The organism is Streptomyces sp. NPDC056452, from assembly GCF_042796085.1.
Classification (GTDB): Bacteria; Actinomycetota; Actinomycetes; order Streptomycetales; family Streptomycetaceae; genus Streptomyces.
The window spans coordinates 90,036-107,087 of sequence record NZ_JBHTRI010000026.1 but is presented as its reverse complement, the minus strand read 5'-3'; the positions used below and the strand labels follow the sequence as shown (position 1 = coordinate 107,087).

Genomic DNA, 17,052 nt, shown 5'->3' with positions numbered 1-17,052 from the left:
GGCCCAGGAAGAACGCGATGGCCGCCGGCATGGACGGCGGTACGGCGACCTTGGTGAGAGGCACCCCCTCGTCTCTCACCACAGGTTCGGCAGGGCGGGGTGGAACAGGCGGCACGTCGGTTGCGCGTCGAGGTCTGCGCAGGTTCCCGTCCAGGGAGTGCCACGGCTGTCGGAGCAAGGGCGATCGGCTGAAACCCGTTCCCCCGCCGAGCGGCTGCCATGGCCGGGTGAACAGGACTGCAAGCCGGCACGTATGGGGGAGAGGGCGCTGAATCCCACGGTCCCCGGCGTCGGTGACGTCGTGTCCGAACGGCTCGAGGGGACAACGGATGAGGCACGCACGACGCAGCCTGCAACGGATCGTGCGGCTGGCGGCCGTCGGCGGACTGCTCTGCGGCGGGCTGATGGTGACGAGCGCCGTGGCGAGCGAATCCTCTGAACCGGCAGCCGGCGGCGACACCGCTCCGCCTCCCGGGCTCGCCGCGGATCTGGTCTCGCAGCTCGGCACAGCGCGTACGGCGGGCAGTTGGATCGGCTCCGACGGCCGCCCGGTTGTCGCGGTGACGGACGAGGAGGCCGCGGCGGAGGTCCGGCGGGCGGGGGCACGCGCCCAATTCGTCCGTCACAGCACGGTCCGCCTCCGGTCGGCCACCGATGCGCTGAGCGAAGCCCCCCGGGTGCCCGGCACGGCGTGGGCGGTGGACTACTCGTCCAACCGGATCGTCGTGCATGCCGACAGCACCGTGTCCGCCACGGACTGGTCACGGATGTCGGGCCTCGCCGAGGAGATCGGCGGCTTCGTGCACATGCGGCGGACCGGAGGAACCTTCTCCACCAGACTCAACGGCGCCGACCCGATCTTCGCCCGCAACGGACGCTGCTCCGCAGGATTCAACGTGACCGACGGGCGGCAGAATTTCGTCCTGACAGCCGGTCACTGCGGTCCACGCGGAACCACCTGGTTCCAGGACGCGACCGGCACCCGTCAACTCGGCACCACAACGGCCGGCAGCTTTCCCGGCAGCGACTTCTCGCTCGTCGAGTACGGGAACGGTGACGCTTCCGGTGCAAGGAGCGTCGTCGGTGTCGGTGGTGACCGGGCGGTGAGGATCACGGCGGTCGCCGACCCTGTCGTCGGCCAACGGGCCTTCCGCAGCGGCAGCACCACGGGGGTGCGCTCGGGCCGGGTGACTGCGCTGAACGCGACGGTGAACTACCCCGAGGGCACGGTGACCGGCCTGATCGAGACGACGCTCTGCGCCGAACCCGGCGACAGCGGGGGACCGCTGTTCGCGGACGGGCTGGCCCTCGGCCTGACGTCCGGGGGCAACGGTGACTGCACGATCGGCGGTACCACGTACTTCCAGCCGGCCACCACCGCGATGGCAGCCCTCGGAGTGAGACTGACCGCTGACGGGAGCGGTACCGGACCGGTCCCACCCCCGGCTGCCGCGGGAGTCGTCGACCCCGGAGTCGTTGCCCCGGGACCATCCGAGTTCGAGTTTCCGATGTTCGGTGGATTCATCAGCCTCAAGGCCCTCACGCCTGGGCTGCTGGTCATCGCGGTGAGTCTTCTCGGGCTCGCGGCAACCGGCTTGATCCGATCGGCTCAGCGGCGGAACAGCTACCGCCGCCGGTACTCCCGGAGCTGGAACTGATCCGGCTCGTCCGTCCCTTCTCAACTCAGCGCCGTTGCCAGTCCCCTGAACACCAGTCCGCACCCGAGCATCAGGACGACGGCGGCCGTGGCGATCGGTGCCATCCGGTGGGCAAGAGCGAGTACCCGGCTTCGCGGCCGCCGCACCAGCCTCCGCGCCGTGGTCTCCCGTAGCCGCACCACCACGAACCCGGCTCCCGCGAGCGTGAGCGCCAGCCCGCCCCCGTACGACAGGACCAGCAGGAAACCGAACCACGCCTGGCCGAGAGCGGCCGCGCCGATGAGCACGACGACGGCGGAGGGACTCGGAACCAAACCGCCGGCCAGGCCGAGGAGTATCACGCCGCGCAGGCCGGGGGCGGGCGGCACGTGGCTGTGGGAATGCCCATGGTCATGCGCATGGCCGTGATCGTCGCCGTGCACCTGGCCGGGACCCGTCTGCGTGTGGGAACGGGCCGCGGTTCTGCCGCCGTGCTCGTCCTCGTCCCGGCGCCCAGCCGTGAGAGCGGGAACCCGCTCATCGCCGTCCCGGGTTCCGGTGTCCTCACTGTGCTCGTGTGCGTGGGCGTGCTCATGCCCGTGGTGATGACCGTGGTCGAGAGGGCGATGGCGCAGACGCCACCCCCTGCGCAGCAGAAACACCCCTGCGACTGCGACCAAGGTGCCGCTCGCAATGCCCAGCCAGGACACCACGGTCGGGGCCGCCGCCGAGCCGGCGGTGATCAGGGCACCCAGGGCGAAGACGCCCAGCGTATGGGTGAGAGTCACCGAAGCCCCGAGGGCCAGCATGTCGCGCAGGGAACTTCGGCCGCCCGCCGCCGCGGCGGCGGCCATCATGGTCTTGCCGTGACCCGGGGCCAGCGCGTGCATGGCACCCAGCAGCAGGGAAGCGCCGATCGCCAGCGCGGCGAAGCCCACGGTCAGTTCGTGCCGGGCGACCAGTCCGGTCAGCGCCTGGGTCCAACGATCCGTTCCGCGCGGCAGCACGCCCAGCGCCGGGGAACCGGTCTCCTCGTCCTCGTTCCCCGCCTGCAGCGCCGACCCGCCGGGGCGAACGGTGAAGGCGGCCGAACGCGCGTCGGGCGGTGAGGAGAGCAGATCGTCGGGATACGCGGTCAGCCGCCGGGACCGGGAGGCGCCGGGCACGCCTGCACCCGAGACCGTCATCCGGTCGCCCCGAGCGGTGATCTCCCGCCACCCGACGCCGGTGGCCACGTCCGCCGGGCGGTAGGAGAGCCGCAACCGCGCGTGGTCCGGCAGCGGCGCCGTCATCGCGCAGGTCACGCGCAGGGTCTGCAACCCCGCCTGCCCCGCACGCACCTGCGCCTTCGTGCTCCGCACCGAGACGGAGACCCCTGTTCCGCCCCCTCCTGCGCCCCCGACCGTGAGCCGAGCGCCCTCGGCGGCCGCCCCGCACCGCGCCCGGGCCCACGCCGACAGTTCGTCCGGCGCCAGCCGGTTGTCCCGGTCGGAGTCGATACGGTTCCGTTCCTGCGAGGCCGGGATCTCAGCGAGGTCCTCCACATGGTCCACGCTGAGCTTCCCCGGAACGACGACAAGGCCGTCGTACTGGTTCACGGTGAAGTTGCCCAAGGGGTGTGCTTGCGCGGCCTGGGCCGGGAGGACGGCCAGGACGGTGCCCGTCGCCAGCGTGGCGAGCGCGCAGGCGGCGGTACGGCGGATCATGAGTCACCCCGGGGCCGGGCCGGCGCCGACAGAGCGGCAGCGGCGTCGCGGGCTCCCGTGGGTGAGAAGCCCGGATTCAGATCGAGCGCGGCGCGTAGATCGCGGCGGGCAGCCCCGTCGTCGTCGAGGGCGCGCTCGATCATGCCCCGGTGAAAGAGGAAAGAGGCGTTCCGATAGCCGGGCGACCCGGCGGTCGCCTTCTTGGCGTAGGTCAGCGCCTCCCGGTTCTTTCCGTTCGCGTGCAGCGCCCAGGCGAGGGCGTCCGCCGTATGCACGCTCTCGCGGCGGGCCCACTCGGCGCGCGCCGACTTCAACGCCTCGGCGGCGTCGCCATGGTCGGCCTCCAGGAGAGAGGACTCCAGATCGGTGGCGACGCCGTTGGCGCGGGCCAGACGGGTCCAGGTACGGATGAGCGCGTACTGCTCCTCGGCCTGCCGGCGCTGTCCGCCCGTCTCGTACAGTTCGGCGAGGGCGGCGAGCTGTCCGGGCAGCGGGTAACGCCGAACGACCTCTTCGAGATCGCTCACCGCACGTTTTCGATCGCCCAGCGCGGCAAGGGCACGACCTCGTCCCTCCAGCGCCGGCAGATGCTCCGGTTCGGCGCGCAGAGCGGTCGCGAAATGGTCCAGTGCCTGACGGAACTCACCCTGGGACCAGGAGAGGTGGCCGAGCGAGGTGGCGGCATGGGCCACATCGGCGGTACTGAATGCCGAGGCCTGTGCCCGCAGCAGCACCCGACGTGCCCCCTTCACGTCTCCGTGCAACTCCAGGACGTACGCGTACCGGGTGAAGACGGGTATGCCGGGACGCCGCCGGTCGGCGAGCTTCACCGCCTCCAACGCCTCGTCGTAGCGCCCGAGTTCGACCAGGGCATCGACCCGGCTGGACAGTGCCCGCTCGCTGTACGGGTTCACCCTCAGCGCCCGGTCCACCAGAATCAGCGCCGTGTCGAAGTCGTGGCGCGCGGCGGCCAGCGCCGCCTGCCCGGCGAGTGCCGCGTCGTTCCCGTCGGCCGCACGCAGCTTCAGCGAACGCTGGAACGCCGCCTCGGCCTGCGGATATCGCGTCGGATCACCACTGGTCCGAGCCTGTTCGATGTACGCCGCGCCGAGGGTCGCCCACCCGGTGGCGTCCCGGGGCTGCGTCTTGAGGTGCCGCTGCAAGGCGGTGATGCCCTGCGCGAGCTCCCCGACGGCCAGCTGCTCGACGGGCACGTCCGCCGTGAGCGCTCGCCCTGGCCGCTCGGACCGCGCCGCATCACCGCCGGCCCCGGACGCCACCGAGGTGACCGTGAGCCCGAGAGCCACCGCCACGACTGCGGAGGCCCGCCAACGCCCCGGCCCGTGCTGTCGCTGACACCATCGCGCGAACCGCGGCTTGCGTACGGGCATCGGTCTTGGCCCTCCTCGTTGTCGGTGGGTGGTTCGGCAGCGACGCGGGGGGAGCGCACACGCCGACGGGTCGTCGTCAGGAGATGTCGGGCAGCCGGTGCACCCGACAGCCCCGACGACCGGAGGTCAGCCGAGCCAGGACCGGGACTCGGTTCGGCGGCGGGAACGCAACCACGCCGTACCGAAGCCGACCAGCAGCACCAGCGCGGCCCCCGATCCCGCGGAGGCGAGCATCACCGTGTCGTCGTCCCACGACGCGGTGATCGAGGACATGCCACCCGTCAGTCCTGTCGTATCGGCCTTCGTGGACACCTCCGCCGCCTTGACGTCGGAACCGGCGGCGGGCAGGGCGACGTACGGAAAGGCAGTGCTGAACTTCTTGTCGTTCGCGTCGACTGCGTCGCCCAGGTCGTTCTTCGAACCGACGAGTTCGCCCTCGACGACCTGCAGCGCGATGTCCAGCACGTCGTCCGTCAGACGCCGCCCGTTGGGGAAGCCCGCGTTGTCGCCGTCCAGCACCCCCAGCCGCTTCGGCTCCGCGACCGGTTTGACGGAGGTGTTGAGGCGCAGCATCTCCGAGGCCGTGACGCCCGGAGGCTGATTGAGGTCCTTCACCCCGGTCAGGAACACCGAGACAAGATCGTCGCGCGGCTCCGCCGGAGCCTTGATCTTGTAGATTCCTTCGATGAGTTTCGGCAGCTCCGGTTCGGTGACGTTCTTCAGGAAGTCGCCGTCGTTCTCGGGCGACGACGCGTTGAACCTGTCCTTGTCCTTGACCGGATTGACGACCTCGTTGACCAGCGGCATGCCGAGCCGCGACACCCGCGTCCAGTCGCCGTAGGCGTTCTTCCGTTCCGTCGTCGCATAGATGCCGACCACCGGCTGCTCGGCGGACTCCCGGATGTACGCGTTCGGCACCTGGAGGGCGATCGTGTTGACGTTGTAGCCCTTGAGTGTGTCGTTGCCGACCTCCGACAGGTCACCGCCGTACAGGAGGTCGAAGACCCGCAGGTCGAGGAAGAACGGATCATCGGCCTGACCGGCGAAAGCCTTGAGCCCACCGGCGACCTTCTGCACCGCCTGGTCGCGCAGCGCCTGGTAGTCGGGCATCGACGCTTTTCCGACGTTCGACGGCGCGACCGGCAGCCCCTTCGCCAGCGGGTGGCGCGAGGCAGGCTTCCCGTTCTGCAACCGCAGCAGCTCCAGGTCGTACGTCTGAGTGAAGTTGAGGTCCGGATCGGTCAGGCTCTCCACCGCGCCCGTGTTGTAGAGGAAGGTGTTCTCGTTCTTCCGGTGGTCCTTGAAGGTGAACCGGTACAGCAGGTCGTCCTGGGCGTCACCGTCGCTGTCGATGTGGATGTCGTAGCGGGCGTCGCTGGCGAACGTGTAGAAGTTGGGGCCACCGGCCGGCTCCTGGAACGGCAGCCAGTTCGCCACCAGCGTCGTCGAGTCGGGATGATCGGGGCTGACGAACGCGTACACGTCCGTGTTGTCGAACTGGGGCTGCCCGGAGATCAGGGGTGCCTCCCGGTGGCTCGAGGCTGTCGCGGTCTCCGGCTCCAGCACGCTCACGCCGGCAGCCGTGAGGCCTCCGGCGGCCAGCGCACCACAGGCGACCAGAGCAATGCTCCCGCGCCCCCGCCAAGTCCGCCCGCTTCTTGTCGTTGCGGTCATCTCGTCCATCCTTCATCCGGCATCGGTCCGTTCCGGCTTGCTCGTAGCTCCAGTACGTGCGCCGCGCCGGTCTTGTTCGGCCCTGACCGCACGAGTTCGGCCGCAAGCCGACGGGAGGAGGAGACGAGCAGCGGAAAGCGCGAGTGCGGGTGAGCGCGGCAGTGGCCGTTCGAGCTGGGAAGGAATGCCATGGCGAGGAGGCGAAACGCGATTCATGGGGGACGCCGTCGGTTGCTGCGCCCACCTCGCAGGCACCAGGCAGTCTCGGAACGGTCAGCCGGATTGGGGGCGCCCCCGGCGGGCAGGCGAGTCTTGCACCGCTACAGAAGGAGATTTGATGATCATCGTCGGAATAGTCGCCATCTGTGTTGTCCTGGCCGTACTCGCCTTCTTCGTCCCAAGGCTCTCCCGCCATCCCGAGCGCGGAACCCAGCGCACGCTGGGTCTGGGTTCCAGGGCGGGTAGTAAGGCGCCCGGTGTCCTGGGCCGTGCCTTCAGCAAGCCCTTCCGCAGCAGCTCGAAGGCTGTCGGGCGCAGTGGTTCGGCCGGTCGTCGCGCCCGCTGGCGCATGCCGTTCTGACGGCATGCCTTGCGCTCCACGGGCGCGACGAACTCCAGGAAGTGCTCCCGTCAAGGAGCGCGGTTCAGGCGATCCGCTCGCAGATGTCCGTCGTCGAGCCATGAGCCATGGTCACGGTCTTGTGGCCGGACGCGCTGATGGCCAGGGTGTACACGCCGTCGACGATGTACATGCCCCGGTCGAGGTTGCCCTCACCCACGCCGACCAGGACGGGCCCCAGCACCGACCAGAACTGCGATCCGTCGGTGCGGTACTCGACGACTGCGGAGCCGCTCGCGTCCGCGTCGTAGAAGGCGCCCGAGACCTTGTTGGTGACCCGGACGACGAGGTCCCCCTTGTACGCCACGCTCTTCGGCGACCCGTCCGGGTGCCGGGCCAGGACGCGCTGCACCACCTCGTCCACGACAGGTTCGCCATGGATGGCGAAGTCGCACCGGAGGCCTGCGGCGACATCCCAGGGCGCGGAAGGCGCGGGCTCCCAGCCGAGATCGTGTTGCAGTCCGGAGTGGTCGGAGCCGGTGGCTTGGGCCGGCGTCGCGCCCAGGAGCGTGGTTACCAGGATCGATCCGATGGCCAGAGCTGTTCGTCGCATGATGACTTCCCGTGAGTGAGGTTCGGCTGTTGTCCTGGCCGCAGCGTGACCCCGGCTTCTCACCACTCGCTGACCATGCCTGTCCGCCGTGCCGTCGGGCCGGTTACGCTCGCCGACGTCATGGAGTTCCAACTGCTGGGTCCGTTCGAGGCCCGACACGAAGGTGTACGGGTTCCGGTCGCCGACCGCCGACAGGAACGCTGCCTCCTTTCGATCCTGCTCCTCGAGGCAGGGCGGGTCGTCACCTCCCACCGCCTCGCCGACCTGCTGTGGGACGGTGACGCCTCCGCGTCCGCCCGCCGCACCCTCCACACCTACATAGGCCGCATCCGCGCCCGACTGCGGCCGCACGGGCTGCACATCGACACCCGGCACGGCGGATACGTCCTCGACCCGCGTGGCCACACCATCGATGCCGGAGACTTCATCGCCCTGTGCGGCCGGGCACGGGCGACCGTGGACGCCGTGCAGCGTGTGCGCCACTACGACAAGGCCCTCGCTCTCTGGCACGGGCCGCTGCTTGCCGACGTGGCCGACGACGCGCTGCGCAAACGGCTCGGCAGCCACCTCGACGAACTGAGGATGTCCGCGCTGGAACAGAGAGCGGAGGCCCACCTGGAACTCGGTGAGCACGACAAGGTGGTCGCCGATCTCTCACCGCTCGCCCCCCGGCACCCCGAAAGGGAGAGGCTGGTCGCCGCACAGATGACCGGGCTGCGCCGAAGCGGCCGGCAGGCCGAGGCGCTCGACCTCTACCGGCTCACCCGGGAGGCGCTCGTGAGCCGTCTCGGCGTCGAGCCGGGTGCCGGACTGCGGACCCTGCACGAGCGCATGCTGCGGGGTGATCCCCGGCTGGACCGGCCGCCCGGGCCCGTGTACGCGGTGCGTGTGGGGGAGGAGTGGCTGCCCTGGTCCACGAGCGGTCACCCCGCGCTCGAGTTCTGCAACACCTACGCCGGCTGGGGCGGTCAGCCTTCGCCCGGATCGGAGTGGCTGCGTTCGTACTCCACCCTGGCAGTCTGGGCAGGCCATATGGATCTCGCGGAGGACTGGGTCGTGTCGGGGCTGCTCAAGCAGGCAGCGCAGCAACCGCATGATGCTGCGGACGTCCTGCGGGAGGCCCGGGAGTTCCGTACGCGGCTCTACGCCGTCCTGACCGACCCCGATGATGTGCGGGCCTTCAAAGCGGTAGCCGGTGTGGCGGAGGCCGCGGCGAGAACCGCCGCGTTCGTCTTCGGCGAGGACGGACTGGGCCGGTGGCGACTGTTGCCGTCCGCCGGACTGCGTCTGCCCCTTCTCGCTGTGGCCCGCAGTGCGGCCGAACTGCTGGCAGATCCGGCCAGATTCATGATCCGGGTCTGTCCGGGGGAGGACTGCGGCTGGGTGTTTCCCGACGAGAGCGGTCGGCGCAGATGGTGCAGCCTCCGCACCTGCGGCAAGGGCGTGTCGGCGGAGTAGGCGGGCGCCCGTGGCGTACTTCCCGGGCGGCAGGAACCCGGATGGGCACAAGCGGGCCGTACGAGAGAAAGGTCCGCTCTGGGATAATGTGTCCGCATTCTGGTCTTGCTCAGACCTGGCAGGAACGGGCCGCGTGAGAGGCAGTCACCCAAGTGATCAACGTTCTGGTCGCCGACGACAGCGAGATCGTCCGCCGAGGGCTGGGCGACATCCTTGCCTCCGCGGACGACATCCATGTCGTTGCCCAGGCCTGGGACGGCCGCAGCGCCGTGGACGCGGCGAGTCGGCTCAACCCGGATGTGGCGCTGGTCGACATCCGCATGCCCGGGATGGACGGCTTGGCCGCGACCCGTGAACTCCGGGCCCTGCGGGTACCTCCACAGGTGCTGATTCTGACCATGTTCGCGGAGGACGAGTACGTCGATGAGGCAATCCGCGCGGGAGCCAGCGGGTTTCTCCTCAAGGACACCCCACCGGAGGAGCTGCTGCGCTCCGTCCGCCTCGTCGCGGCCGGCGAAGCGACCCTCGATCCTTCCGTGACGGGGCGGGTCATGGACCAGCTTGCTCAGCACTCGGTCCAGCTGACCACGCAGGAGCAGCGTGCGCTGGAGTCATTGACCGGCAGGGAACGAGAGATCCTGGGCCTCATCGGACGAGGCCTGCCCAACGCCGGCATCGGTGCCGTCCTCCACGTCAGTGAAGGCACCGTCAAGAATCAGGTCAGCCGACTGCTGACAAAGATCGGCGCGGAGAACCGGGTCCAGGCCGCCCGCCTGGCCTACCGCGCAGGCATGGAACGCTGATCTCCGGGACTTCCCGCCCGCGGCGACCCGTCGAGGCCGACGAACGGGCCGACAGAGAAGGATCTGGTCGGGTGCCTTTCGTGGGACGAGCTCGCTCCAGCCACTGGCCGCGGCAGCGCGTGGACGCCGCGGTAGCCGCTGCGGCCGCCGCGATCGGTGTGGCGAACAGCTGGGTCAAACCGTCGAACGGTCTTCTCACCGGGGCCCCGCTCACAGTGATCGCACTGGTGTCGGGCGGAACCGGGCTCCTGCTGTGGTGGAGACACCGCCGGCCCATCGCGATCCCCTGCCTCGTCGTCGCCTGCCACGTACTCGCCTTCACCCCTACCGCGCTGGCCGTGGCCCTCTACACCGTCGGAGACGTCCACCACCGGCGACCACGCATCCTCGGGCTGTTCGCCGTCCTTGCGACCCTGGCCGATGTTGCCGCACTCCGCCTGGGTGACGTCTGGGACATCCGCGAGGCCGGTTACTCGCTCGCCCTGGTGATCGGACCGCTGGTCGTGGGCTACGCCGTGGCGTTGCGCTCCGACCTGGCCGCAGCATCCCAGGCCGAACTCGCCACACGGGAACGCGAACACCGACTCGTCCTGGAGCGGGCACGGATCCACGAACGAGCCCGCATCGCCCGGGACATGCACGACGTCGTCTCGCACCGTGTCGGCCACATGGTCCTCATGGCCGCAGCGCTGAAGGTCGGTCCCGGCGCACAGGACAAAGGAGTCGCCCAGGAGGCTGAGCAGATCCGGCACGAAGGCCGCCAAGCCTTGGAGGAGTTGCGCGAAATCCTGGGGGTGCTCACGCCCGACCGGGCACGTCGAACCGAGCCGCGCGCCCCGCAGGCCGACGCCCGCAACCTCGGTGACCTCGCACGTACCGCGGAGCACGCCGGACTACAGGTCGACCTGCGCGTTCAAGGGCAACCCGAGTCGCTGCCCACGGTGTTGCAACAGGCTCTCTACCGCACGGTGCAGGAGTCACTTACCAACGCCGCCAAGTACGCCCCCGGCGCTCCGGTCCAGATCGATCTGGAATGCGGCCCCGACAGGGTCGACCTCAGTGTGGCCAACGGCCCACCGGCCGGCCCGCCCGGACACGACCTGCCCGGTGGAGGGAACGGCCTGATCGGGCTGCGCGAGCGCGCCTCCCTCCTCGGAGGGGAACTGGAGGCCGGTCCGGAAGCGGGTGGATTCCGCGTATCGCTTCGCCTTCCCGCCCACCCGGCGCCCACCGGACGCGACGAACAGCCCTGAACCTCAGGACGCGGAGACCTGGAACCACACCCACTTGCCGTGGGAGCCCACTGTCGCCACGCCCCATGTACCCGCAACCGTGTCCAGCAGGTCCAGCCCGCGTCCCGTCTCCATGCCGGTCCCCTGCTCCTCGTCGCCGACGTCGGCGACGCTGGACCGCGCACCGTCGCCCATCAGAGGCTCCGTGTCGAAGACGGCACCGGTGATCATTCCGGCCGACCGGTCGAAGCCGACGGCCACCTCGATGGCAGTGCCCTTCGCATGACGGACGGCGTTCGACACGACCTCGGACAGGAGCAGGGCGGCCATGTCCGTTCCCGCGCAGTCACCAGGGGCAATGCGCTTCAGGACGTACCGTGCTTCCTTTGCTGCGCGGGGGTGCCGGGAAAGGATGGCGACGCCACTGTCGTGCATGAAAGGCTCCGAGTCGTCAGCTGCCCGAATGAGCAGAATCCCCCTGCTTCCCCTTCCAGGGTGGCGGAGCCGAAGGGGCCGAACCGTATGCCCTTCCTCCGGACTCCGATGTCCCCGACGTCACCGGGCCACGTGACTTTCGTCGTGCTCGTGCTCCGGCTGGGCCTGTGACCTGGGCAGACTCAGGCCGGGAGGGCAGCTCTGGGGTCAGCTGTTCGTCCTGGACACGCACGCGGCCACCACGTCACGGAGACTGCCCGTGCGATCGAGTGCCTCCCGCTGGATCCGTGCCCCGGTCCCGCGCTCCAGTACGTTCTTGAGCGCGGCCTCGGTCCGGGCGAGGTCGCCGCTCTCCCTCAGAGCATCGCGTACATGTGCGAGCAGGGCGCCCACGACGTCGGAGGCGGGCTCGGGACGCATGGTCAGGGGGTGGAGGAGCTGCCCCTCCAACCCGGCCCGTCCGGCCTGCCAGGCGGCCATGCGCAGGACACCCACCCCGACCGGGTCGGGCGGCTCCCCTTCGGACCAGCTGCGTGCCGCTGTGTCGACGAGCCCGCGCACGAGCGTGGCGAGCAGCGCGGTGTCGGCCGGATCCAGGCAGACGTCCGCCACGCGGACCTCGACCGTGGGGTACCGGTGCGAGAGCCGTGCGTCGAAGTAGATCATTCCCTTGTCGCGCAGGACTCCCGTGTCGACGAGTGCCGCGACCTGTTCGTGGTAGCGGTCCGCGGAACCGAAGATCTCGAACGGTCCGGCCGACGGCCAGCGCCCCCAGACCCTGCTCCGGTAACTGGCGTACGCGCTGTCGCGGCCCTGCCAGAAGGGTGAGTTGGCGCTCAGCGCAAGGAGCACCGACAGCCAGGGGCGTATGCGGTCCAGTACGCCGACGCCCTCCTCGTCCGAGTCCACCGAGACGTGCACGTGGCATCCGCACGTCAGCTGCTCCTGTGTGGTCAGTCCGAACTTCTCGGCGAGCCACCGGTGCCTCTCGCCCGTGCCGATCGAGGGGCTGACCGGCAGAGGCGTAGTCGCGAGGGCCGCCACGGCAGCCCCTGCCTGGGCGGCACTCTTCGCCGCCTCGGCCCGCGAGCGCAGGATCTCGTCCGCGAGTTCGCGCATGTCGGTGCGCGGTTCGGTGGCGAACTCCAGCTGCTGGTCATGGAGTTCCGGCTCGAAGACGGAGTTCCCCTCCGCGCGGCGTTCCGCGAGGGCCAGCACGGCCGTCGACAGGGCACGGGGCTCACCGCTCTGTTCGTCGACGAGCAGGAGCTCCTCCTCGACACCCACCGTCCGCACCATCGTGGCCTCCCGAACCCGGTCCTGCCCGCCGCCACCGTAGGGCGTGCCTGTCCTGCCACTCACCGACTGCCCCGTGCTCCGGGCTTCACTCGAACAGGAGACCCTTGTGTCCGCTGCCGGACCTCGTTGCTGCCGCGCGGACCAGCACCCCCCGGTGCTGGTCCGCACCCACTCCTTCCGGGGCGGGCTCCTCCGGTCCGTCACCCGGATGCGGTCCCCCGATCCCCCTCCGGGCGTTCGTAGGCCGCCTCGGCGGTCTGGACCGTGCGGATGCGGGCGATGTCGAACTTCGGCTTCCGGTCGAAGTCGTAGAGGCCGTTCTCCTCCTGGAAGGTGTCGGTCAGCTGCGTGTAGCAGTAGCCGAACATGTCGGGGTCTTCGAGAAGGACGCGGGTCAGGCCCGCGAAGCGCTCGTGCCACGCCTCGACGCTCTCGACCCGCCGGCCGTAGCCCCACGAGTCGGCCCGGCCCGGGTCGTCCGCGGACTCCTGGTCCTCGCCGAGGCGCCGGGGGTTCCACCAGATGCCGCCGTACTCGGACACGAAGAACGGCTGGCCCGCGTAGGGGTAGGACATGGCCGCACCGTCCAGCTCGTTGAGGAAGGGACGGCCGTCCCGAAGGCCGGACTGTTCGCGGCGGAAGGCCTCCGGGTCCTGCTCGTAGGAGTGGGAGTCGTAGACGTCGGCGCCGCGCACGCGGTGGGCGTAGCCGGACGCGTCGACGACCGGGCGGCTCGGGTCGGCGGCCTTGGTGGCCAGGTACATCGCGAGGGTCACGTCGTCGAGCTGGGTGAGCCGGTCGTGCAGGAGCTGATGGGTCTCGTTGAGCGGGCACCAGCCGATGATCGACGGGTGGCTGCGGTCGCGGCGCAGCACTTCGAGCCACTGGGCGACGAAGGAGGCGGTGGGCTGCTGGTTGTTGCCCGTCGGCCCCTGCCCGGACGCGCCCCAGTCCCCGAACTCGCCCCAGACCAGGTAGCCCAGGCGGTCGGCGTGGTAGTAGAAGCGCTCCTCGAAGACCTTCTGGTGGAGTCGCGCCCCGTTGAAGCCGGCGGCCATGGCGAGTTCGATGTCCTGGCGCAGGGCGTCGTCGCTGGGGGAGGTCATCAGGGTGTCCGGCCAGTAGCCCTGGTCGAGGACGAGGCGCTGGAACACGGGCCGGCCGTTGAGGAGGACGCGGTTGCCGCTGATCGCGACCGACCGGAGGCCCGCGTACGAGCCGACCTCGTCGACGACCTCGCCGTCCCGGGTGAGGCGTAGACGCAGCCCGTACAGGTGGGGGTCCTGCGTCGACCACAGGCGGACCCGGTCGGCCGGGACCGGCAGGGTGAGGCCCGGTGCGAGGTCGTCCGCGGGAACGGCGGCCACGCACACATCGCCGGCCTCGTCGGTCAGTACCGCTTCGAGGGTGAGGCCCGCGGTGTGGTGCGAGAGCTCGGCGGTGACATGGAAGCTGCCGGTGGCGCGTTGGGGGACGATGTTCAGCGAGCCGATGTGCGCGCGGGGCACCGGCTCCAGCCACACGGTCTGCCAGATGCCGGTGGTGCGGGTGTAGTGGCAGCCCGTGTTGCCGTACCAGGTGGCCTGCTTGCCCCGGGCCTGCGGATCCGACGGGGTGTCGCGGGCCCGGACGACGACGGTCGCCGTCTCGCCCGCCGCCGCGACTCCCCTGAGTGAGGCGGTGAACGAGCTGAAGCCGCCGCGATGGCGTGCGACCTCGACGCCGTTCACCCACACCGTCGCGTCATGGTCCACGGCTCCCAGGTGCAGGAGTACGTCGCGGCCGGCCCAGGCCTCGGGGACGACCACCTCGCGGCGGTACCACACGGCGTGCAGGAAGTCGGTGTCCTCGACACCCGAAGCCCGTGACTCCGGTGCGAAGGGCACGACGATGCGGTCGGCGAGCTCCCGGGTGAGCAGGCCGCGCTCCAGCCCCGAATCGCCGCGGTCGATCTCGAACTGCCACTCACCGTTGAGGTTCAGCCAGTCGGGGCGTACGCACTGCGGGCGCGGGTACTCCGGCTTGGGCGGGTGGGGCATCTGGTGCATGTTCATCCTTCACGACAGGTGGTGCGGGTGGGGTGCTCAGGGTTCACGCGGCGGGAACGGAGCCGGTGGCGAAGTAGGGCTTGCAGACGGAACCTGCCCAGTCGGTTGCGATCTGCAGCAGGCGGGTGCCGTCGAGGGAGGGCAGCAGGCTGGAGCTGTAATTGGGGCAGTAGTCGACGGTCGTCGACTCGACGGTGACCGGCGCGGGCACGGCTCGCCAACTCCCCGCGGCGCCGGCGCTGTTGACCCAGACCGTGCGTCCGCTGCCTTCGGCCCGGCTGCCGTCACGGTTGTACATGACCTGACCGACGAGGAAGAGCCGTCCCTTCGGGTTGCCCGCCTCCGGCGCCCAGGCCAGGTTCGGCGCGTGCTTGAAGTACCTGCCGTCGGTGGTCTCCGGGCGGATGCCCAGGTAGGCGGGGTCGCCCCAGTTCCAGCCGTCGAGGGAGGTGCGGTAGTGCACGACGCACACGTACTGGCCCGCGGCTGCGCAGATCTCGTACGACATCACGTACGTGCCGTCGCCGATCCTGCGGACCACCGCCATGCCGGGGCGGTCGGAGGCGAGGGTGCTCGCGATGGTGTCGTGGTGCCCGGTCCAGTTCAGCCCGTCGGTCGTGCGGGCGGCCACCAGCTTCTGGCTGTGGCCGGGGTCGGTCTCGTCGGAGTAGTGCGCGACCAGGGCGCCTGTGGCGTCGACGGAGAATTCCGGCTCCCACAGGCCCTTGGTGTCCGGTGCCGTGGCGATGGTCGAGAGGTAGGACCAACTGCGTCCGATGTCGTTGCTCCGAAAGACGCGCAGCGCCATGCGCCGGTTCGGCTCGTCCTGGCCGACCGACGCGGCCCACAGCAAGGTGCCCGCGGGCAGGGACCCGACCTGCTGCGGGAGTTCGTACAGGGCCGAGCAGCACAGCCCCTGGCCGGCCGCGGCCTCGGGGTCACCGACCGTGCCGACCTCGCGGAACGAGGCGCCGCCGTCGGTGCTCTCGTGGACGGCGCCGAGGCCGTTGTTGCCGGAGAAGGTGACGACCGAGGCCAGCACGCGGCCGTTGGCGCCGCCGCTGTGGGCGAGTCGGACGGCACGGGGATAGAGGCCGGTGCCGTCGCGCAGGAGGGTACCGGTCGCGGCGGCGGCCGGTGTGCCGGACTGGACGACGACCAGGCCGGCCAGAAGGGCGAGCAGCAGGGGCAGCAGGGTGGCGGTGCGGAGTGAGAGCGGTCGTGCGGGGCGATGCGCCGACATGGGTCTCTCCTGAAGGGTGGACGGCTGCGGTTGGTCGGGCAGGTGGCGGGTGTGGCGGCGGCTCACTTGAGGCCGGTGCCTGCGATGCCCTCGACGATGCGGCGCTGGAAGAGCGCGAACACCGCGAGCAGCGGGATCGCGCCGAGCACGGCGGACGCCATGAGCTGTGCGTAGGGGACGCCGAACACGTCCTGGACGGAGGTCAGTCCGACGGGCAGCGTCATCATCTCCGGGTCGGTGACGACGAGCAGCGGCCACAGGAAGTTGTTCCACACGCCGACGAACACGAAGATCGTCACGGCGGAGACGGCGGGCCGGGAGACCGGCATCACGATCTGCGCGTACGTGCGCAGCCAGCTCGCTCCGTCCGCACGCGCCGCGTCGATCAGCTCACGCGGGATCCCGTCGAAGAACTGCTTGAAGACGAAGACGGCGACGACGTTGGGGACCTGGGGCAGGATCACGCCCCAGTAGGTGTTGAGCAGTCCCGCCGACTGCAGTGCGAGGAACTGCGGGATCATCAGGACCTGCCCCGGGACCATGATTCCGGCGAGCAGCAGCAGGAACGCGGCCCGGCGTGCCCGGAACCGGGTCTGCGACAGCGCGAACGCCGCCAGCGAGGCCAGGACGACCGTGAACAAGGTGGTCAGGACCGAGGTGATGAAGCTGTTCGCGTACCAGTAGGGCAGCTTGCCCGCGTCGAAGATCTCCCCGTACGCGGCGAGCGTCGGATGCGCGGTGAACCACCCGGTCGGGTCGGTGACGACCTCCTGCGCGGGCCGTATCGAGGTGGCGAGCGCCCAGACCAGCGGCACCAGCCACAGCAGCGCGAAAGCGATCAGCACGCCGAGCGCCACCCGGTTGAACAGACGCTCCGCGTCGTAGCGCCGCTTCGGCGGGTCGGTGGCCGTCGGGCGGTGGTCCGTCACGGGGCGGACGGCGGTCGAGGTCATG

The 17,052-nt window shown here is 70.3% G+C and carries 14 protein-coding genes; 5 read left to right on the top strand and 9 right to left on the bottom strand.

The features are described from left to right. The first annotated feature begins 329 nt into the window (after window positions 1-329). Window positions 330-1,658, top strand: a complete 1,329-nt coding sequence (locus tag ACFQ6X_RS24635) for a S1 family peptidase (protein WP_383184524.1) — start codon at window positions 330-332, stop codon at window positions 1,656-1,658. Between the two features lie 20 nt (window positions 1,659-1,678). On the opposite strand, the gene ACFQ6X_RS24630 is transcribed toward ACFQ6X_RS24635, so the two are convergent. From ACFQ6X_RS24630 to ACFQ6X_RS24620, 3 genes are all read right to left on the bottom strand, one after another. Next, a complete protein-coding gene (locus ACFQ6X_RS24630; protein WP_383184523.1) occupies window positions 1,679-3,343 on the bottom strand; it encodes a nickel transporter in 1,665 nt (554 codons plus the stop codon). Then, window positions 3,340-4,734 carry a tetratricopeptide repeat protein gene (locus ACFQ6X_RS24625; RefSeq protein ID WP_383184522.1) on the bottom strand — a complete coding sequence of 465 codons (1,395 nt, stop codon included), beginning with the start codon at window positions 4,732-4,734 and terminating at the stop codon, window positions 3,340-3,342. The genes ACFQ6X_RS24630 and ACFQ6X_RS24625 overlap by 4 nt, the downstream gene beginning before the upstream one ends. A gap of 126 nt (window positions 4,735-4,860) precedes the next feature. Beyond that, entirely contained in the window at window positions 4,861-6,408 is a 1,548-nt protein-coding gene (locus ACFQ6X_RS24620) for a DUF4331 domain-containing protein (RefSeq protein ID WP_383184521.1), read from the bottom strand. A 337-nt stretch (window positions 6,409-6,745) separates the two neighbouring features. On the opposite strand from ACFQ6X_RS24620, the gene ACFQ6X_RS24615 reads away from it, so the two are divergent. Then, window positions 6,746-6,988: a DUF6411 family protein gene (locus tag ACFQ6X_RS24615; protein ID WP_383184520.1), complete on the top strand. Its 243-nt coding sequence runs from the start codon at window positions 6,746-6,748 to the stop codon at window positions 6,986-6,988. Between the two features lie 64 nt (window positions 6,989-7,052). Here ACFQ6X_RS24615 and ACFQ6X_RS24610 read toward each other — a convergent pair whose 3' ends face one another. After that, entirely contained in the window at window positions 7,053-7,580 is a 528-nt protein-coding gene (locus ACFQ6X_RS24610; protein ID WP_383184519.1) for a hypothetical protein, read from the bottom strand. 120 nt (window positions 7,581-7,700) lie between these two features. Here ACFQ6X_RS24610 and ACFQ6X_RS24605 point away from each other — a divergent pair, with 120 nt between their 5' ends. The 3 genes from ACFQ6X_RS24605 to ACFQ6X_RS24595 all read left to right on the top strand — a co-directional run bounded on the left by ACFQ6X_RS24605 (window position 7,701) and on the right by ACFQ6X_RS24595 (window position 11,094). Further along, window positions 7,701-9,038, top strand: a complete 1,338-nt coding sequence (locus ACFQ6X_RS24605) for a BTAD domain-containing putative transcriptional regulator (protein ID WP_383184518.1) — start codon at window positions 7,701-7,703, stop codon at window positions 9,036-9,038. Between the two features lie 152 nt (window positions 9,039-9,190). Further along, complete coding sequence (locus ACFQ6X_RS24600; RefSeq protein ID WP_383184517.1) at window positions 9,191-9,841, top strand: response regulator; 651 nt, start codon at window positions 9,191-9,193, stop codon at window positions 9,839-9,841. An 80-nt stretch (window positions 9,842-9,921) separates the two neighbouring features. After that, window positions 9,922-11,094 (top strand): sensor histidine kinase, encoded by a 1,173-nt coding sequence (locus tag ACFQ6X_RS24595; protein WP_383184516.1) that lies wholly within the window; start codon window positions 9,922-9,924, stop codon window positions 11,092-11,094. 3 nt (window positions 11,095-11,097) lie between these two features. Here ACFQ6X_RS24595 and ACFQ6X_RS24590 read toward each other — a convergent pair whose 3' ends face one another. From ACFQ6X_RS24590 to ACFQ6X_RS24570, 5 genes are all read right to left on the bottom strand, one after another. Next, entirely contained in the window at window positions 11,098-11,403 is a 306-nt protein-coding gene (locus tag ACFQ6X_RS24590; protein WP_383184515.1) for a hypothetical protein, read from the bottom strand. 312 nt (window positions 11,404-11,715) lie between these two features. Further along, window positions 11,716-12,807, bottom strand: a complete 1,092-nt coding sequence (locus ACFQ6X_RS24585) for a glutamate--cysteine ligase (RefSeq protein WP_383184535.1) — start codon at window positions 12,805-12,807, stop codon at window positions 11,716-11,718. A 200-nt stretch (window positions 12,808-13,007) separates the two neighbouring features. Beyond that, window positions 13,008-14,855, bottom strand: a complete 1,848-nt coding sequence (locus ACFQ6X_RS24580) for a glycoside hydrolase family 2 protein (RefSeq protein ID WP_383184514.1) — start codon at window positions 14,853-14,855, stop codon at window positions 13,008-13,010. A gap of 43 nt (window positions 14,856-14,898) precedes the next feature. Next, window positions 14,899-16,098: a sialidase family protein gene (locus ACFQ6X_RS24575; protein WP_383184513.1), complete on the bottom strand. Its 1,200-nt coding sequence runs from the start codon at window positions 16,096-16,098 to the stop codon at window positions 14,899-14,901. Window positions 16,099-16,160: 62 nt separating this feature from the next. Next, window positions 16,161-17,051, bottom strand: a complete 891-nt coding sequence (locus ACFQ6X_RS24570) for a carbohydrate ABC transporter permease (RefSeq protein WP_329213928.1) — start codon at window positions 17,049-17,051, stop codon at window positions 16,161-16,163. Between the last annotated feature and the right edge of the window lies 1 nt (window position 17,052).